Here is a 17945-nt window from a genome sequence, read left to right as displayed (position 1 = left end):
CTTCGCAAAAACAGATCTGCCGCAACCGCGCAAGTCGGCTTGTGGGCAAGGATTGGAGAGGGAGAGCCACCGCGGTGGCGCGGTCCGCTGGAAGACTGATTGCCGCCAGGCGTGGCGGCCATGAGAACAAGGTGATCACGGGATACCCCTTCGTTCCTAGGGAGCGGCACCAGAAGCCGCCATTGTTCACGCTGTAAGACTAGGACTACATCCACTTACATTCTGCCAGTATCCAGGCATTGTTCAGGACAAGTTCAGGTACTGGTAGTAGGCAGAAACCTTCACTGGCAGATTTGTGCCACAGCCTCTCGCTCCCGTCTTGCGCCAGCTCAGCGGCAGACACAAAAGCAAAGCGGCCCCATGCAAAGCATGGAGCCGCCAGAAAAGGAAGCCGAACTGCGCGTGAGGCCTCAGAACGCGGCCCACTCCTCATCGTCGGCGGTGGTCGTCTTGGTGGCCTTGGTGGCCTTGGCCGGGGTGGCCGCAGCGATCTGTTGCGCCGGCCCGGCGGCCATGGGAGCCAGGGCCGGACGCGGTGCCAAGGAGGCAACAACCGTTGCGCGCGATGCTGCGGCAGTCGCCACAGTGACAGCTGGCGCATCGGCAGCCGCCGTGCGAAATACCGAGACCGAGGCCACCATGGCCTGTGCCTGCTGCTGCAGCGACTGGGCGGCGGCCGCGCTTTGCTCCACCAGGGCCGCGTTCTGCTGCGTGGCCTGGTCCATCTGCGTGATGGCATCACCCACCTGGGCCACGCCCGCGCTCTGCTCGCTGCTGGCCGCGCTGATCTCGCCCATGATGTCCGTCACGCGCCGGATGGCGGTGACGATTTCCGACATGGTCTCGCCCGCCTTGTCCACCAGTTGCGTGCCCTGCTCCACGCGCTGCTCGCTGGCCTGGATCAGCGCCTTGATCTCCTTGGCCGCCTCGGCGCTGCGCTGGGCCAGCGAACGCACCTCGCCCGCCACCACGGCAAAGCCCCGGCCCTGCTCGCCGGCACGGGCCGCCTCCACGGCGGCGTTCAGCGCCAGGATATTGGTCTGAAAGGCAATGCCATCGATCACGCCGATGATGTCGGCGATCTGGCGGCTGCTGTCGTTGATGCCCTTCATGGTGTCCACCACCTGGGCCACGACTTCGCCACCACGCGCGGCGATGCCCGATGCGGAGGCCGCCATCTGGTTGGCCTGACGCGCGCTGTCGGCGTTCTGCCGCACGGTGGCGCCCAGTTGCTCCATGGAGGCTGCCGTTTCCTCCAGCGCGCTGGCCTGGCTTTCGGTGCGCGCCGACAGATCCGCATTGCCCTGGGCGATCTCGCCAGCGGCCAGTGCCACGCCCTGCGCGTTGCCGCGCACCTCGCCCACCAGCTCGGCGAGCTTGCGGCGCATGTCTTCCTGCGCGTTGATGAGCTGGCCCATTTCGTCGCGGCGGCGGCTGGTGACCGGCGTCTCCAGATGGCCGGCCGCCACGTTGCGCGCCACATGGACGGCCTGGGCGACGGGGCCGGTCACGGCACGCGTGATGGCCCAGCCCACCAGGGCGGCAATGGCCACTACCACGGTCAGCGTGCCCAGCACCCAGATGCGGGCGAGGTCAAAGCCGGCCTGCGCCTGCTGGCGTGCCTGCTCGCCCGCCTCGCGCTGCAGGGTCAGCAGGCGGCCGGCGCTTTCGGCCAGCTTGCCGAACTGCGCCTCGGATTCGCCGGCAAACATCAGCCCCATCTCGTCGGCCATGAAGGCCTGCTCCTCGGTGGTCGAATAGTTGCCGGCACGCGCGCGCTCCAGCAGGCGCGCATGCATGGCCAGGAACTGCTGCTTGAAGCCGAGGTAGTCGTCAAAGGCCGCGCGCAGGGCCTGCTGGTCGATCAGCGCACGCAGCGCCGTCTCATGCTCGCCGATGGTCTGCAGCCGGTCCTGCACCTGCTTGGCAAAGCCATCGACCTCGCCCAGGCTGCGCGCCGAGGCAATGCCGGCCTCGTGACGGCGCAGGCGGTTGTATTCGGATCGCATGGCGCCCGCATGGAACATGCTGGGCAGGGCAACATCCGACAAATGCAATGCGTTGCGGTGCATCTGCGCCAGCTGCAACCAGGCCACCGCCCCCAGGATGGCCGAGAACAGGACCATGACGAGGAATCCCATGCCCAGCTTCGTGCCCATGCGCCAATCTGCCAACTTCATTTGCTCGCTCCCGGGCCGATGGCTCGCACCAGCGCCTGATTGATCTGCCCAAACCCTGATCCACGACAAAACAAAAAACGCACCCGGCGCGTAGGCAACGGGTGCGTTTCAAATTGTATCAACTGCGAAGCGGGCATTTACCTCAGCGCAGTTGAGACTCCCTCAACGGGAGTGAAAAGGATCAGCCCTTGTAGTTGGCGATGCCGTCCACGACTTCCTTCTTGGCCTCGTCCACGCCCTTCCAGCCCAGCACCTTGACCCACTTGCCCTTTTCCAGGTCCTTGTAGTGCTCGAAGAAATGCTGGATCTGCTTGAGGGTGATCTCGTGGATGTCTTCCAGCGTGTTGATCTTGTCGTAGGCGGGCAGCAGCTTTTGCGTGGGCACGGCCAGGACCTTGCCATCCACGCCGGACTCGTCTTCCATCAACAGGATGCCGATGGGGCGGCAGGCCACGACCACGCCCGGGGGCAGCGGGAAGGGCGTCATCACCAGCACGTCCACCGGATCGCCGTCGCCGGACAGCGTCTGGGGCACATAGCCGTAGTTGGCCGGGTAGTGCATGGCCGTGCCCATGAAGCGGTCCACGAAGACGGCGCCGCTTTCCTTGTCCACTTCGTACTTGATGGGATCGGAGTTGGCCGAGATCTCGATCACGACGTTGAAGGATTCAGGAGCGTTCTTGCCCGGTGTGACTTTGTCGAAAGACATGATGGATGAGGAGAGTTGAAACAAAAAAGCCCCCGCAGGGGGATAGCAGCGTGATTTTAGGCGCAGGCACACGCCCCCACGGATGGCTCCGCAGGAACGCCTGCCATGCTACGGCGGCAAGCCTGCGCCAAGCTTGCAGCGCCCGGGCCGTTTTCAGGCGTGTGCGCCGCCCGCGCGCCGTTGCACGGACCCGCTGCGCTGCTCCACCGCATGCTGCACTTCGCGGCGCAGGCCCAGGGCAAAGCCCAGCTCGGCCAGCACGAACAGCGGCCCGATGACCAGGCCCACGATGTCATCCAGGAAAGCCGGCTTGCGGCCCTCGTAGTAATGGCCCACGAACTGGATCACCCAGCCCACGGCGAAGATGCCCAGGCCCCAGCCCAGCCAAGCCCCCATCGGCAGCATGGCGATGGGCTGGGCCAGTGCCAGCATCAGGGCAAGCACCAGGGCCATGGCGATGCCGTAGCGCAGGTCCAGCAGACAGTAGTAGATGCCTGCCGCCAGTGCCGCCAGCAGGGCCAGGCTCAATGGCAGCTCGGGCAGGCCATCGCCCAAGGGGGCAGCCCACTGCAGGCGGGCCAGCAAAATCACCACGGCCCACATGATCAGCGGCACGCCGACGAAGTGCGTGAGGATGTTGCGCGGATCACGGTGATAGTCCGCGTACTGGGACAGTTGGTCGATGAGGGTTTTCATAGGCTGCACCTGCGGTGGATGTTGCGCAACCATGGTGGTGTCATCAAGGATTGGCGTCTGTCATGGATCCGACACAAGCCTCATCGCACACCTCGGGCTTACCCGCACCCGCCCCGGCAGCTCCGGCAGCCCACGCCGCCCCGCGCGGCGTACGGCGCCGTGCTGCGGCCGGCCCGCCGGGCATGGCCGATCTCTGGGCCACCATCGAGGCGGGCCGCTGGTTCCACGCCCTGCCGCCGGAGCTGGGCGCACAGCTCAAGGCACTGGCCCAGCCCCGCACGCTGGCGGCAGGCGACTGGCTGTTCCGGCGCGGCGACCCGCCCTGCGGCCTGTATGCGGTGGCGCGTGGTGCGCTCAGCATCTCGGGAACGGCCGCCTGCGGCGAGCAGGCCCGCACGGCGCTGCTGACCCTGGTGGAGCCTCCCATGTGGCTGGGGGAAATCGCGCTGTTCGATGGAGCCGAGCGCACCCACGATGCCCAGGCAGCCACGGCCTGCACCGTGCTGCACGTGCCCCAGGCCCCATTGCAGGCATGGCTGGCGGCCCATCCCGAACACTGGCAGGTGCTGGCCTTGCTGCTGACCGACAAGCTGCGCGTGTGCCTGATGGCGCTGGAGGAGCACACGCTGCTGCCTGCGCCGCAGCGCCTGGCGCGGCGCCTGGTGCGCATGGCCGAAGGCTTTGACCAGTGGCAGCCGGATGGCCAGGGCCGCCAGCGCTGGCGCCGCGAGCTGGATGTTTCCCAGGAACAGCTGGCGCGCATGCTGGGCCTGTCGCGCCAGACGACCAACCAGATCCTGCAGGAGCTGCAGCAGGCCGGTTGCCTGCAACTGCGGCGCGGCAAGATGGAGGTGCTGGACCGGCAGGGCCTGCGCGACGCGGGCTGGCCCGAGGACTGAAGCCACTGAAACCGCTGTAGCCGCTGGAGCCACCAAGGCGATCGAGGGGACGCAGCAACGCCCGGGACTGGACAAGCGGCGCGGGCACCCCACAATCGGGCTCCATGCAATACCACTACATCGGCAATGCGTCCGTGCCCACGGAGTCGGGACGCACGATCCCCGTGCTGGACCCGTCGGACGGGCAGGCTTTCGACGAGCTGCAGCGCGGCGCGCCCCAGGACATCGACCTGGCCGTGCGTTCGGCGCGCGAGTGCCAGGACAGCGTCTGGAGCAAGCTTTCTGCCGCAGAGCGTGGGCGCCTGCTGATGCGCCTGTCGGGCAGCGTGCTCCAGCATGCCGATGAGCTCACGGCCATTGAGCAGCGCGACTGCGGCAAGCCCACGCGCCAGGCCCGTGCCGACGTGCTGGCGCTGGCGCGCTACTTCGAGTTCTATGCCGGTGCCTGCGACAAGCTGCACGGTGAGACCCTGCCCTACCAGCAGGGCTACAGCGCCCTGACCTGGCGCGAGCCCCACGGCGTGACCGGCCACATCGTGCCCTGGAACTATCCCATGCAGATCCTGGGCCGCAGCGTGGGCGCGGCGCTGGCCGCGGGCAATACCTGTGTGGTCAAGCCCTCGGAAGACGCCTGCCTGTCCGTGCTGCGCGTGGCGCGGCTGGCCACCGAGGCAGGCTTTCCAGCCGGTGCCTTCAACGTGGTCACCGGCCTGGGTCACGAGGTGGGCGAGGCCCTGGCGCGCCATCCCGGCGTAGACCACCTGAGCTTCACGGGCAGCCCCGGCGTGGGCACGCTGATCCAGCAGGCGGCGGCCGAGCGCCACTGCCCCGTCACGCTGGAGCTGGGCGGCAAGAGCCCGCAGATCGTGTTTGCAGACGCGGACCTTGATGCCGCCGTGCCCGCCATCGTCAACGCCATCGTGCAGAACGCGGGCCAGACCTGCTCGGCAGGTTCGCGCGTGCTGATCGACTCGCTGATCTACGAGCCGCTGCTCGAACGCCTGGGCCAGGCCTTCGAGGCGCTGCGCGTGGGCCCGGCTGCCATGGACCTGGACCTGGGGCCGCTGATCCGCGCCAGCCAGCAGCAGCGCGTCTGGGATTTCCTGTCCGACGCCCAGGTGGCCGGCATTGCCGTGGTGGCGCAGGGCCAGATCGTCGAGGATGCGCCCGACAGCGGCTTTTACCAGGCGCCCACCCTGCTGCGCGACGTGCCGCCCGAGCACCGGCTGGCGCAGGAAGAGATTTTCGGCCCCGTGCTCTGCGCCATGCCCTTCCATGACGAGGACCATGCCGTGCAACTGGCCAACGGCACGGCCTACGGCCTGGTGGCCGGCCTGTGGACGCGCGACGGCGCGCGCCAGCTGCGTCTGGCGCGGCGCCTGCGCTGCGGCCAGGTCTTCATCAACAACTACGGCGCCGGTGGCGGCGTGGAGCTGCCCTTCGGCGGCGTCAAGTCCAGCGGCCATGGCCGCGAAAAGGGCTTCGAGGCGCTCTACGGCTTTACCACGCTGAAGACCGTCGCCATACGGCATGGCTGATCTTTGCGCATGACGGAAAATCGCGGGATGCCCGGCGCCAGCCGGCAGCCCGCGACAGAAAGAATAGCTTCCCCCATGCCCTTGTCCCCCATTCCCGACCGCACGCCCCAGCATGAACGCGACGTGCGCTACCGCAGCTACGCCCGCGCCGACGGCCTCTGGGATATTGAAGGCGAGCTGCGCGACAGCAAGACCCATGACATCGAACTGAGCGGCGGCCGCCACATGCCCGCCGGCACGGCCATACACCACATGTGGATACGCACCACGGTCGATGCCCGCCTGGCGGTGCAGGCCATCGAGGTCGTCATGGATTCCCACCCGCTGGGCCACTGCCCCGAGGCCACGCGGGCCCTGCAGAAAATGGTGGGCTGCAGCATGGCGCGCGGCTGGCGCAAGGCCATCAACGAGAACCTGGGCGGCGTGGCCAGCTGCACGCATCTGCGCGAGCTGCTGTTCAACATGGCAACGGCCGCCTTCCAGTCCGTGCCGGGCGTCTTTGGCGATGCCGACCCCAGCCAGCCGCCACGCCACCTGGGCCAGTGCCTGGGCTGGGACTTCAATGGCCCCGGCGTGGCGCGCTATTACCCGCAATTCGTGGGCTGGCAGCCCGGCACAGGCGGCGCGACCCCGATCCCGGCGACCACAGCAACCACCGAAACCCAGGGGGCCTGACCCCCGACCGAGGAGCAAAGCCCGATGCGTGTCCAGGACAAATCCATCATCGTCACAGGCGCCGGCAGCGGCATCGGGGCCGGCATCGCAAAGCGGCTAGCCGCCGAAGGTGCCCGGGTCATCGTCAACGACATCGACCGCGAGGCCGGCACGCGCGTGGCACAGTCCATCACCGCCGAAGGCGGCCGGGCACTTTTCGTGCAGGCGGACATGACACGCAGCGAACAGGTCAAGGCCCTGGTGGAGGCCACGCTGCAGGCGCATGGCCGGCTCGACGCCTTCATCAACAACGCGGGCTGGACGCACCGCAACCGCCCCATGCTCGAAGTCAGCGAGGCCGAGTTCGACCGCGTCTACGCCATCAACGTCAAGAGCATCTACCTCTCTGCCGTGCACGGCGTGCCCGCCATGCGCGCCAACCCGGCGCTGGCCGATGGCCGCCCTGGCGGCGGCAGCTTCATCAACATCGCCTCCACGGCAGGCCTGCGCCCTCGGCCGGGGCTGACCTGGTACAACGGCTCCAAGGGTGCCGTCATCATCACCAGCAAGTCCATGGCGGCCGAGCTCGGGCCCGAGAACATCCGCGTCAACTGCATCAACCCCGTGTTCAACCCGGACACCGGCCTGGCCGCCGAGTTTGCCGGCGGCCCGGTGGACGAAGCGCGCCGCGCACGCTTTCTGGCGACCATTCCGCTGGGCCGCTTTTCCACAGCGCTGGACGTGGCCAATGCCGCGCTGTATCTGGCCAGCGACGAGGCCGCCTTCATCAGCGGCACCTGCATCGAGGTGGACGGAGCGCGCTGCGTCTAGACACAGATCAAGAACTGCAGGCTTGCGCAGTGCCTGGACATAGGCATTCGGGCAAAATCGCAGGCATGGCAGAACGAGTGATCCCCCTGGTCGACGAGCGCTCCCCCACGCGCCCGGCCGCCGTGCCAAGTCTGCTGCAGACGCCCACCGGCGATCTGCAGGACAGGCTTGGCCGGTCGCTGCGCGACCTGCGCATCAGCATCACCGACCGCTGCAACTTCCGCTGCAGCTACTGCATGCCCAAGGAAGTCTTCGACAAGAACTACAGCTACCTGCCGCACGGCTCGCTGCTGAGTTTCGAGGAAATCACTCGCACGGCGCGCCTGTTCGTGCAGCACGGCGTGCAGAAGATCCGGCTGACGGGTGGCGAGCCGCTGCTGCGCAAGAACGTGGAAACGCTGGTGGAGCAGCTCTCCGCCCTGCGCACGCCCGGCGGCCAGCCGCTGGACCTGACGCTGACCACCAACGGCTCCCTGCTGGCCCGCAAGGCCCGCGCGCTCAAGGACGCCGGCCTGAACCGCGTCACCGTGAGCCTGGACGGGCTGGACGACGCGGTGTTCCGCAGCATGAACGACGTGGACTTCCCGGTCTCCGACGTGCTGGCCGGCATCGAGGCGGCCCAGGCCGCGGGCCTGACCAACATCAAGGTCAACATGGTGGTCAAGCGCGGCACCAACGAAGACCAGATCCTGCCCATGGCACGCCACTTCCAGGGCACGGGCGTGACCTTGCGCTTCATCGAATACATGGATGTGGGCGCGACCAACGGCTGGCGCATGGACGAGGTCCTGCCCTCCGACGAGGTCATCGCCCGGCTGCGCGCCGAACTGCCCCTGGTGCCGCTGCAGCCCAGCGCCACCGGCGAGACGGCGGTGCGCTGGGGCTATGCCGACGCGCGCGGCCTGCACGACCCGTCGCTGGGCGAGGTCGGCGTGATCAGCAGCGTCACCCATGCCTTTTGCGGCGACTGCAACCGCGCGCGCCTGTCCACCGAAGGCCGGCTGTACCTGTGCCTGTTCGCCTCCGAAGGCTGGGACCTGCGCAGCCTGCTGCGCAGCGGCGCCAGCGATGCAGAGGTCGCCTCCGCGCTGGCCCCCATCTGGCAGCAGCGCAGCGACCGCTACTCCGAGCTGCGCGCCAGCCTGCCGGCCAGCACGGGCACGCAGCGCAGGCGCATCGAGATGAGCTACATCGGCGGCTGATCCGTGCGGCGTGCGCGGGGCGTCGGCGCCCTGCCATCGCCGCCCCGGCCCCTACTCCTTTTCCCGCTGCTCCCTCCCGCCCCACATGCCCCCTTCTTCCCAGCCCGCTGTCCAGCCCGCCCCCCTGCCCCTGAACGACATCACGGGCTGCGTGCTGGCAGGCGGGCGCGGCATGCGCATGGGCGGCATCGACAAGGGACTGCAGCCCTTTCTGGGCCAGCCGCTGGCGGCCCATGCGCTGGACCGCCTGGCGCCCCAGGTCGGGCATCTGCTGATCAACGCCAACCGCCATGCCGAGGCCTATGCGCAATTGGGCGCGGCCCACGGTGCGCCGGTCTGGCCCGATGCCGAACCCGACTATCCCGGCCCGCTGGCCGGCTTCCTGAGTGGCCTGATGCACTGCCGGACGCCCTGGCTGGTCTGCGTGCCCTGCGATACGCCGCTGTTCCCGCTGGACCTTGTTGAGCGGCTTGTGCAGGCGGCGCTGTCGCAGCAGCCTGCGGCCGACATCGTCGTCGCCCATGGCTGGGAGCGCTCGCTTGACGCAGATCAATCCCTGCTGCGGGCCCAGCCCGTGTTCTGCCTGATGCGGTCATCGCTGCGTGATAGTCTGCAATCGTTCATACGTTCGGGCGGCCGCAAGATCGATGCATGGACGGGCCAGCACCGCTGCGCCACGGCCCTCTTCGACCGCGCAGGCGACAGCCCGCTGGCCTTTGCCAACGCCAACACGCAGCAGGAGCTGCAGGCGCTGACGCGCGCCGCAGCCACCCCGTCGTAGTGCCCCGCGCCGCCGGCCCGCACGCCGCCTTGCCCAACCGGATTCCGTTCTGATGACAGCATCCTTCCAGCCCGCATCCCCCACCACCGCATCCACCCAGGACCTGAGGGTCGATCAGGCCCTGTCACAGCTGGCCAGCCTGCTGCAGCCCCTGGGCCCGGTGGCGGAGTTGGAGACGCTGGCGCTGGCCGATGCGCTGGACCGCGTGCTGGCCGAAGACATCGTCTCCCCCGTCGATGTGCCAGCGCATGACAACGCCGCCATGGATGGCTATGCCTTCGATGGCGGCCAGCTGCAGGCTGCTCACGCCGGTTCGCCCGCTGCAACGCTGGTGCTGCGCGTGGTCGGCCAGGCCCTGGCCGGCAAACCCTGGCACGGCACCGTGCAGGCCGGCGAGTGCATCAAGATCATGACCGGCGCCGTGTTGCCTAGCGGGCTGGACACGGTGATCGCGCATGAACGCACCGTGTCCGCAGGCACTGACCACATCGGCATTCCGGCAGGCAGCGTGCGTGCCGGGGACAACCGGCGCCTGCGCGGCGAGGACCTGAGCCGGGGCCGCGTGGCCCTGGCGGCGGGCCAGCGCCTGCATCCCGCGGCCCTGGGCCTGATCGCAAGCCTGGGCCAGCCCCAGGTGCGCGTGCGCAGGCGGCTGCGCGTGGCCTATTTCTCCACGGGCGATGAAATCCTCCACCCCGGCACGGCACCGCGCGAGGGTGCTGTCTATGACAGCAACCGCTTCAGCCTCATCGGCCTGCTGCAGCGCATGGGCGTGCAGGTGCTAGACCTGGGCGTGGTGGCCGACGAGCCCGAGGCCCTGCAGGAGCGCCTGCGCGAAGCCGCCTCCCTGGCCGACGTGGTGCTGACCAGCGGCGGCATCAGCGCAGGCGAGGCCGACCACACGCGCGCCATGCTGCAGCGCATGGGCTGCGTGCACTTCTGGCGACTGGCCATGCGGCCCGGCCGGCCGCTGGCCGTGGGCCTGCTGCAGCCCGATGCGGGCACGCCGTTTGCCGCAAGCCGCACGCCTGCACGCACCACGGTACTGATCGGCCTTCCTGGCAATCCCGTGGCCGCCATGGTCAGCTTTCTGGTCTTTGTCCGTCCGGCGCTGCTGCAGCTCATGGGCGCTGCGCAGGCAGCTGCCGAGCCGGCCGCCCTGCCCCAGGCCGTGGCTGCCCATGCGCTGTCCAAGCGGCCGGGCCGCACCGAGTACCAGCGCGGCCTTCTGTCCACAGGCGCCGATGGCCGCTGCCTGGTCCGCACCACCGGGCCGCAGGGCTCGGGCGTGCTGCGCTCCATGGCCGAGGCGGATTGCCTCATCGTGCTCGAACATGAGCGCGGTGCCGTGCAAGCCGGTGAAACCGTGTCCATCCTGCCGCTGCAGGCCTTTCCCTGACAGGAGATTCCCATGCCCTTCCAGTCCAAGCACCTGACCGACGCCCCCGATCGCAGCACCGTCGACACGCTGCCCGGCGCTACCTTGCTGGAGTTCGGTACCGCCTGGTGCGGCCACTGCCAGGGCGCGCAACCGCTGATTGCCCAGGCGCTGGAGGCCGCCCCGCAGGTGGCCCACATCAAGGTGGAAGACGGCCCCGGCCGGGCCCTGGGTCGCAGCTACCGCGTCAAGCTCTGGCCCACCCTGATCTTTCTGCGTGACGGGCAGGAGGTGCAAAGGCTGGTGCGGCCCCAGCAGGCCCGCGAGATCGCGGACGCGCTGGCCCGCATTACCGCCCAGCCCTGACGCTTGCGGCGCGGCCGCTGCCTGTGTATCGCCGACAATGGCCCGCATGCCGCCTCAAAAGAAGCCAACCGAATCCGCGCCCAAGAAGCCCCGCCGCAACAGCGGCCGCCCGCTGGCCGACGATGCCGTGGGACGGGACATCATCCTGCAGACCACGGTCAACCTGCTCAAGACCCGCACGCCGGAGCAGTTGAGCATTCTGGAAATCGCGGCGGCAGCCGGTGTCACGCGTGCCCTGGTGCGCTACTACTTCAGCAGCCTCAAGGGCTTGCTGCAGGAGGTGACGGAGTCACTGATGCGCGAGTTGCAAAACCGCATGGAAGTGGCGCTCAGGACGCAGGGCACGGTGGAAGAGCGCGTCTACCAGCGCCTGCTGCTGCGGCTGGATTTCATGCGCGAGCACCCGCAGTTCGAGCGGCTGGCGCTCTCCGAGATCTACCACTACGAAAGCGAAGAAGAGCCGCCGCCCTCGGGCACGCCGCTGCAGCGCATCACGCGGCGCGGGCTGGAGCTGACCTCGACCATGCTGATGGACGGAGCGCAGGCCAGCCAGCCGGCACAGGTGGACCCGCGCTTCATCCACCTGGCCATCCTCAGCATTTCGGCCTTCCTGCCCACGGCACGGCCGCTGCTGGCCGAGCTGTTCGGTGAGGGACCCGAGGCAGACCAGCAGATCGAGCGCTACCTGCGCTTCATGTCCCACCTGCTGGCCGAGCGCATCAGGCAGGATGCGCCGGCGCAAGACCACCCTCCGTCCCCGGGCCACCACCCGGGATGACTTGCGCCGGCGCCCGCTGCTTCCTCCCTCCTTTCGTTCAGCGCCTGTTCGATCTAGTCCGGCTGTATGCCCAGCTCCTTGACCAGCCGCCCGAAGCGCTCGAAATCGCCGGCATTGGTCTTGCCCAGCCGCTGGGGCGGGCCGCCCACAGGGACGGTTCCCAGCGTGGCCATGCGAGCCACCACGTCGGGCATCCTGAGGATCTCGTTGAGATGCGTATTTAGCAGCTTGACCACCTCGGCGGGCATGTTCCTGGGGCCGAACAGGCCGTACCAGGCAGTCAGTTCCACGTCCTTGTAGCCCAGCTCGGCCAGCGTGGGCACGTCGGGCGCCAGCGGTGAGCGCTGGGCGTCGGCCACGGCCAGCGCCACCAGCTTGCCGCCGGGCAGGTAGGGAGCGATGGAGCCCAGCGTGCTGTAGGTGAAGGGCACATGGCCGCCCACCACATCGGTGACGGCCGGCGCCACGCCCTTGTAGGGTATGGCCTCGAAGCGGGCGCCCGTGGCGCGCCGGACCATCTCGCCGAGGAAGTGCATGGGCGAGCCGTTGCCCGGCGTGGCATAGCCCAGCGAGCGGCCTTGGCTGGAGGAGATGGCCTCCTTGAAGCTGCGCACGCCCGCACCGGGCCCGGCGACGAGGAACAGCGAAGTGGAGCCGACCTCGATCACGGGCGTGAAGCCATTGAGCACGTCGTAGCCGTGGCCCGCGCCCAGCTTGAGCACCAGTTGGGCCATGGCAAAGGTATTGGGCGCCAGCAGCAGCGTGTAGCCATCGGCCGGTGCCTTGGCCACGAAACTGCTGCCTATGGTGCCGCTGGCGCCCGCGCGGTTGTCCACGAGCACGGACTGGCCGATGCGGGCCGACAGCTTCTCGCCCAGCAGCCGCGCCAGCGCATCGGTATCGCCGCCTGCGGGGTAGGCCACGACGATGGTGACCGGCTTGTGGGGGTAGGTCTGGGCCTGCGCCGGACCGGCGAGCAGCGCCAGGGCCATGGCCGCGCCCAGGGCGAGCGTTCTGCGTTTCGCTTTCATGGAGAGGGCTTTCATCGTGGTTTTTTCATTGTCAGCAAAGGTTGTTGCCGGGCTCAAGCCTGGCGTATCGCCACACGGTGCATCCGCCGCGCTGCGGGGTGGTAATCATTGACCGCGTAGTGCTGCGTGGCCAGGTTGTCCCAGATAGCCACCGAGCCCTTGCGCCAGCGAAAGCGCACCTGCCATTCAGGCACCTTGGCCAGCCCGCTGAGCATGGCGATCAGGGCCGCGCTCTCGTCGCTGGTCACGCCTTCTATGTGCGTGGTGTAGAGCGAGTTCACAAAGGCCACGGGCAGCCCGGTGACCGGGTGCTCCAGAACCACGGGCTGCTCCAGCGGCGGATGCTTGAGGCGGGTGGCGCGATAGGCCTCGCCAGACGGATCTCGGCGCATCAGGCTTTGCCTGAGCGCTGGCGCCTCCCAGTTGTGGGTGGCGCGCAGCTTGCGCAGATAGGCCTGCAGCTCGGGCGCCAGCGAGGCGAAGGCCGTGGTCATGCTGGCCCACATGGTGTCGCCACCCGTGGGCGGCACGTCCACGGCGTAGAGGCAGGCGCCGGCGGGCGGCTTGGTCTGCCAGGTCAGGTCGGCATGCCAGATGTCGGTGCCGGTGCGCGTGCCCTGGCTGATCAGCAGCTCGACATGGGGATCGTCCGGGTGCGAGGGAAAGGTGGAGGACACGGGCTCTACCTTGCCGAACACCTGGGCCACGCGCACCTGCTGCGCAGGGTCCAGCGTCTGGTCGCGGAAGAATATGACCTGGCGCTCGGCCAGCAGCCGGCGCAGCGCGTCCGCATGGTCATGCACCTGCGCCGGGTCCGAGAGATCGATGCCGTAGATCTCCGATCCTATGCACGGGGTGATGTGTTCGACTTGCATGAAATTCCTTTTCTCGAAAAAAGCGGGTTGGGGGGTGATCAGGTGGACGCGATGTCCTGCGGCAGCGGCATGGAGCGGAACCGGCGGCCGGTGGCATGGAACAGGGCCGTGGCCACGGCAGGCGCCGTGGGGCCCAGGGCCACTTCGCCGCAGCCCTGGGGCGGCCGGTCGCTTTCGACCAGGACCACCTCCACGCGGGGCATTTCGGACAGTTGCAGCAGTGGGTAGTCGTGGAAATTGCTTTGCTGCACCACGCCCTTGTCAAAGCGCAGCCGGCTCTTGAAGGTGTTGGTCAGCGCAAAGCCGATGCCGCCTTCCACATTGGCCTTGACCAGTCCCGGGTTGACCACGCGGCCCGCGTCGATGGCGCAGATGGCGCGCTCCAGCCGCACGCGGCCTTCCACAACACGCAATTCCATGACCAGCGCGACGAAGGTCTGGAAGCTCTCGCCCCGCCCCGTGTAGACGTTGAAGGTCATGGCGCGGTGCAGGCCTGCCGGTGCGGGCTGCTCCCAGCGCGCGGCCTTGGCCGCCGCGTCCAGCACGCCCAGCGCCAGCGGCTGGCCGGCCAGCAGGCGGCGCCGGTACTGGTAGTCGTCCACGCCTGCGGTGTGGGCCAGCTCGCTGATGAAGCTTTCCAGGAAGAACACGCTGGACGTGGTGCCCACGCTGCGCAGATAGCTCAGCGGTATGGGCTGCTGCACGTCCACAGCATCCACCAGCAGGTTGGGCACGCCGTAGATCAGGTCGTAGATGGACTCGACCATGGTCTCGTCCCAGCCGCCGGCATCGGCCATCTTCTTGGGGTTGATGGCGCCGTACAGCGATTGGCCCGAGATGCGCGCATGCAGCGCGGCCGGCAGGCCGTCGGCGCCCAGCACGGCACTCAGCCGCCCCGAGGCACCGGGCCGGTAGTAGGAATGCCGTATGTCGTCCTCGCGCGAGCGGATGACCTTGACGGGCCGGCCCACGGCCTTGGATGCCGCTGCCGCATGCAAGGCGAAGTCGGGCATGTACTTGCGCCCGAAGCTGCCTCCGAGGAAGGTGGTGTGCACGATGACCTTGTCCGCAGGCACGCCGCAGGCCTTGCCCAGTTCGCCACGCAGGAAGTCCTGGCCCTGGTAGGGCCCCCAGGTCTCGACCTCACCGTCGCGCACATGGACAGTGGCGGCCAACGGCTCCATGGTGGCGTGCGTGATGTAGGGCGAGTGGTAGTCGGCCGTGATCGGCTTGCCCGCCGCCAGCATTTCGCGCGGCTTGCCCAGGCTGCGGGCAACGACGGCCTTGTCGTTCGACAGACCTGCGACGAACTGCGCATGGATGCGCTCGCTGTCCACGCCGGCCGCCGCGCCGGCGTCGAATTCGATGTCCAGCGCATCGGCAGCCTGCTTGGCGATCCAGTACGAATCAGCCACCACCACCACGGTGCTGGGCTCAGGGTCGGGCCACTGCGTGGTGCGCACGACGGCATGTACGCCGGGGCGCGCGCGCACCTCTGCCTCGTTGCGGATGCGCACGATGCGCCCCGTCACGCTGGGCGCCATGCGCACGGCGCCGATCAGCATGCCGGGCACCTCGACATCGATGCCGAAGACCGCGCTGCCATCGACCTTGGCCGGGGTGTCCACCCGGCGCAGGTTGCGGCCGATCAGGCCCTGCTCGGAAGCCGACTTCATGCGCGGGCGCGCGGCGATGGACAGCCTGGAGGCATCGGCCACGATCTCGCCGTAGCCCACGCTGCGGCCCGTCGCGGAGTGCAGCACGCGGCCGGCGCGCGTGCTGCACTGGGATGCCCGCACCCCCAGCCGGGCCGCGCCGGCACGCAGCAGCACATCACGGGCCTGGGCACCGGCCAGGCGCATGCGCTCGTAGAAATAGTTCATCGACATCGACGCGCCCACGAACTGCTGGAACGGCATCTCGCCCGCATCGTTGCGATAGGCGTCGCGCCCCGTGACGAAGCGCACGGTCACGCTGGCCCAGTCGGCATCGAGCTCGTCGGCCAGCACCTGGGGCAGGCCCGTGTAGATGCCCTGGCCCACCTCGCACTGCGACACGCCGATCACGACCTGCCCCGAAGGCTCGATCCAGACCCAGTCGCCGATGGAGGAGGCCGTTGCTGCCGCTGCACCGGCCCCCGCTGGCGCGGCCTGCGCCAGCGGAATCAGCAGGCTGCCGGCAGCAGGCGCCACCAGCAGCGCAGCAGCGCTCTGGAGCAGATGCCTGCGCCGCAGCGAGATGGCAGAGCCGGCCGTGCGGCCCCGTTCATTGCTTGGACGCTGCGGCATGGATGGCCTCCCGGATGCGGTGGTAGGTGGCGCAGCGGCACAGATTGGTCATGGCCTCGTCGATCTGCGCATCGGTGGGCTGTGGATGGGTCTTGAGCAGCGCGGCAGCGGCCATGACCATGCCGGACTGGCAGTAGCCGCACTGCGGCACGTCCTTGTCCATCCAGGCCTTCTGGATGGGGTGGGAACGGTTGCTGGACAGCCCTTCGATGGTCGTGACCGCCTTGCCGCCCACCGTCGAGACGGGCAGCACGCAGGAGCGCACCGGCTCGCCATCGACATGGACCGTGCAGGCTCCGCACATGCTGATGCCGCAGCCGAACTTGGTGCCGGGCAGCTTGAAGTGATCGCGCAGCACCCACAGCAACGGGGTCTGCCCGTCGCCGTCAAAGGCCACGCTTCGGGAATTGAGGGTGAATTTCATCGTGGGGTCTCCAATGCGCCCGCGTCGACCGGGCTGCATGTGTCATGCCTCTCAGAACGAGTGGTGTATGCCTGCCGCAATCACGGTCTGCGTGCGCCCGCTGGCAACGCCCACGGAATTCATCGCCGCCACGCCATCCGAGGCGCGCTGGTGCGTGACCGAGGCATGCAGCTGCGTGCGTTTGGAGAAGGCGTAGCGCGCGCCCAGGTGGACCTGGTTCCACTTCGTCTGCTCGAAACGGCTGAAGGAGTAGCCCGTGTTGATGGTCACGGCCTGGCTGGTCTGCCAGGCCAGGCCCAGGTCGAGCGCACTCATGTTGCTGGAGGCCCCGCCGTACTTGAGCGTGGAGCGCGTCAGCAGCGCGTTGAGCCGGACCGGAAGCGCATCGAGCTGGTAACCGCCGCCTATGCCCAGCACCTGGAAGGTGTCGAGCACCAGCGGCCGGCCCGCCACCAGGTCCTGGCCCAGCGCGTTCGCCAGGCCCGTGCGCCCGGCGATATCGAAGGCACGGCCACGCGCATCGGTGTAGGCCACGGCCAGATTGAGCTTGGCACTGGAATAGCTGCCCATGACGCTGTAGGTACGGTTGGCCTGCGAGCGGCCCGGCACCTCGCCAAAGCCGTACTGCGCGCCGAACTGCATGCCGCCCATGCTGGGCGTCAGGTAGACCACGGAATTGTCCACCGGAAACTGGCTGGACAGGCCGTCCAGGTTGCCGGGGTGGTAGAGATAGAAGTTGTAGAGCTGGTAGCCGTTGCCCCACTGGCTCAGCGTGCCGGCCGTGAAATCGACCTGGCGACCCAGCCGCACCGAGCCCATCGACGCGCTGTCCAGACCCACCCAGGAAGCCCGGTTGAAGTAGCTGGTCGGCGAGATCGGCGAGCCGATGTCCGTGAGGAATCCGTTCTCCAGCTGGAACGAGGCCTTCATGCCGCCCCCCAGATCCTCCGAGCCGCGCAGGCCCCAGAGGTCAGGCTGGGAAATGGCCGAATCCATGCGCGTCAGCCGGCTCCCGCGCACATCGCTGATCCAGGGCATGGTCAGGTCCATGCTGCCGTACAGCGTCACCGAACTCTGGGCCAGCGCCGCTCCCGCGCCGCCCAGCATCGCCAATGCGGCAATTGCTTTGTATTTCATCGCAAGGCTCTTTCATCGTGAGATGGGTAAAAAAATTCCACAAGTGGCAATTTTGAACACCACGCCACGGAAGATGCCTGGCAGGGCGCGAACTAATTTCCACTTATGGAAATATTAGCTGCGCGGGCCGAATTCTGGTTCTGGGGTTTTCATCTACCGCGTTGTAGGTAGGTCTCGG

At 68.2% G+C, this 17945-nt stretch carries 17 protein-coding genes; 9 read left to right on the top strand and 8 right to left on the bottom strand.

Going from position 1 to position 17945, the window contains the following annotated elements; genetic code table 11:
- Positions 1 to 410: 410 nt before the first annotated feature.
- The 3 genes from DELCS14_RS09880 to DELCS14_RS09870 form a co-directional block, all read right to left on the bottom strand.
- Positions 411 to 2180: a methyl-accepting chemotaxis protein gene (locus tag DELCS14_RS09880; RefSeq protein WP_013801497.1), complete on the bottom strand. Its 1770-nt coding sequence runs from the start codon at positions 2178 to 2180 to the stop codon at positions 411 to 413.
- Between the two features lie 181 nt (positions 2181 to 2361).
- On the bottom strand, positions 2362 to 2889 hold the full coding sequence (gene ppa, locus DELCS14_RS09875) for an inorganic diphosphatase (RefSeq protein ID WP_013801496.1): 528 nt from the start codon (positions 2887 to 2889) through the stop codon (positions 2362 to 2364).
- Between the two features lie 153 nt (positions 2890 to 3042).
- Positions 3043 to 3585, bottom strand: a complete 543-nt coding sequence (locus tag DELCS14_RS09870; RefSeq protein ID WP_013801495.1) for an Mpo1-like protein — start codon at positions 3583 to 3585, stop codon at positions 3043 to 3045.
- Positions 3586 to 3647: 62 nt separating this feature from the next.
- Between DELCS14_RS09870 and DELCS14_RS09865 the strand changes: the two genes are divergently transcribed.
- The 9 genes from DELCS14_RS09865 (at position 3648) to DELCS14_RS09825 (ending at position 12012) form a co-directional block, all read left to right on the top strand.
- Positions 3648 to 4484, top strand: coding sequence for a Crp/Fnr family transcriptional regulator (locus DELCS14_RS09865; RefSeq protein ID WP_013801494.1), 837 nt, complete (start codon positions 3648 to 3650; stop codon positions 4482 to 4484).
- 104 nt (positions 4485 to 4588) lie between these two features.
- A complete protein-coding gene (locus DELCS14_RS09860; RefSeq protein WP_013801493.1) occupies positions 4589 to 6022 on the top strand; it encodes an aldehyde dehydrogenase family protein in 1434 nt (477 codons plus the stop codon).
- A 75-nt stretch (positions 6023 to 6097) separates the two neighbouring features.
- Complete coding sequence (locus DELCS14_RS09855) at positions 6098 to 6697, top strand: DUF2889 domain-containing protein (protein WP_043795924.1); 600 nt, start codon at positions 6098 to 6100, stop codon at positions 6695 to 6697.
- A 24-nt stretch (positions 6698 to 6721) separates the two neighbouring features.
- Positions 6722 to 7507, top strand: a complete 786-nt coding sequence (locus DELCS14_RS09850; protein WP_013801491.1) for an SDR family oxidoreductase — start codon at positions 6722 to 6724, stop codon at positions 7505 to 7507.
- Between the two features lie 65 nt (positions 7508 to 7572).
- Entirely contained in the window at positions 7573 to 8709 is a 1137-nt protein-coding gene (gene moaA, locus DELCS14_RS09845) for a GTP 3',8-cyclase MoaA (RefSeq protein WP_013801490.1), read from the top strand.
- 85 nt (positions 8710 to 8794) lie between these two features.
- Positions 8795 to 9490: a molybdenum cofactor guanylyltransferase MobA gene (gene mobA, locus DELCS14_RS09840; protein ID WP_013801489.1), complete on the top strand. Its 696-nt coding sequence runs from the start codon at positions 8795 to 8797 to the stop codon at positions 9488 to 9490.
- Positions 9491 to 9542: 52 nt separating this feature from the next.
- Entirely contained in the window at positions 9543 to 10889 is a 1347-nt protein-coding gene (gene glp, locus DELCS14_RS09835) for a gephyrin-like molybdotransferase Glp (RefSeq protein ID WP_013801488.1), read from the top strand.
- Positions 10890 to 10901: 12 nt separating this feature from the next.
- On the top strand, positions 10902 to 11234 hold the full coding sequence (locus DELCS14_RS09830; protein WP_012206687.1) for a thioredoxin family protein: 333 nt from the start codon (positions 10902 to 10904) through the stop codon (positions 11232 to 11234).
- Between the two features lie 46 nt (positions 11235 to 11280).
- The gene (locus tag DELCS14_RS09825; RefSeq protein ID WP_228676868.1) at positions 11281 to 12012 is read left to right on the top strand and encodes a TetR/AcrR family transcriptional regulator; all 732 of its coding nucleotides are present in this window, start codon (positions 11281 to 11283) and stop codon (positions 12010 to 12012) included.
- Between the two features lie 53 nt (positions 12013 to 12065).
- On the opposite strand, the gene DELCS14_RS09820 is transcribed toward DELCS14_RS09825, so the two are convergent.
- The 5 genes from DELCS14_RS09820 to DELCS14_RS09800 are packed head-to-tail and all read right to left on the bottom strand — an operon-like array spanning position 12066 to position 17767.
- Positions 12066 to 13043: a tripartite tricarboxylate transporter substrate binding protein gene (locus DELCS14_RS09820; protein ID WP_013801486.1), complete on the bottom strand. Its 978-nt coding sequence runs from the start codon at positions 13041 to 13043 to the stop codon at positions 12066 to 12068.
- Between the two features lie 53 nt (positions 13044 to 13096).
- A complete protein-coding gene (locus tag DELCS14_RS09815) occupies positions 13097 to 13918 on the bottom strand; it encodes a TauD/TfdA family dioxygenase (RefSeq protein ID WP_012206690.1) in 822 nt (273 codons plus the stop codon).
- 38 nt (positions 13919 to 13956) lie between these two features.
- Positions 13957 to 16206 (bottom strand): molybdopterin cofactor-binding domain-containing protein, encoded by a 2250-nt coding sequence (locus tag DELCS14_RS09810; protein WP_013801485.1) that lies wholly within the window; start codon positions 16204 to 16206, stop codon positions 13957 to 13959.
- Positions 16184 to 16630, bottom strand: coding sequence for a (2Fe-2S)-binding protein (locus DELCS14_RS09805; protein ID WP_012206692.1), 447 nt, complete (start codon positions 16628 to 16630; stop codon positions 16184 to 16186). Before DELCS14_RS09805 ends, DELCS14_RS09810 begins: the two co-directional genes overlap by 23 nt.
- A 51-nt stretch (positions 16631 to 16681) precedes the next feature.
- Positions 16682 to 17767: a porin gene (locus DELCS14_RS09800; protein ID WP_013801483.1), complete on the bottom strand. Its 1086-nt coding sequence runs from the start codon at positions 17765 to 17767 to the stop codon at positions 16682 to 16684.
- Positions 17768 to 17945 lie beyond the last annotated feature (178 nt).

This window comes from Delftia sp. Cs1-4, assembly GCF_000214395.1.
GTDB lineage: Bacteria > Pseudomonadota > Gammaproteobacteria > Burkholderiales > Burkholderiaceae_C > Comamonas > Comamonas acidovorans.
The sequence above is the reverse complement of the archived record's forward strand: the minus strand, read 5'-3'. Positions and strand labels throughout refer to the sequence as shown.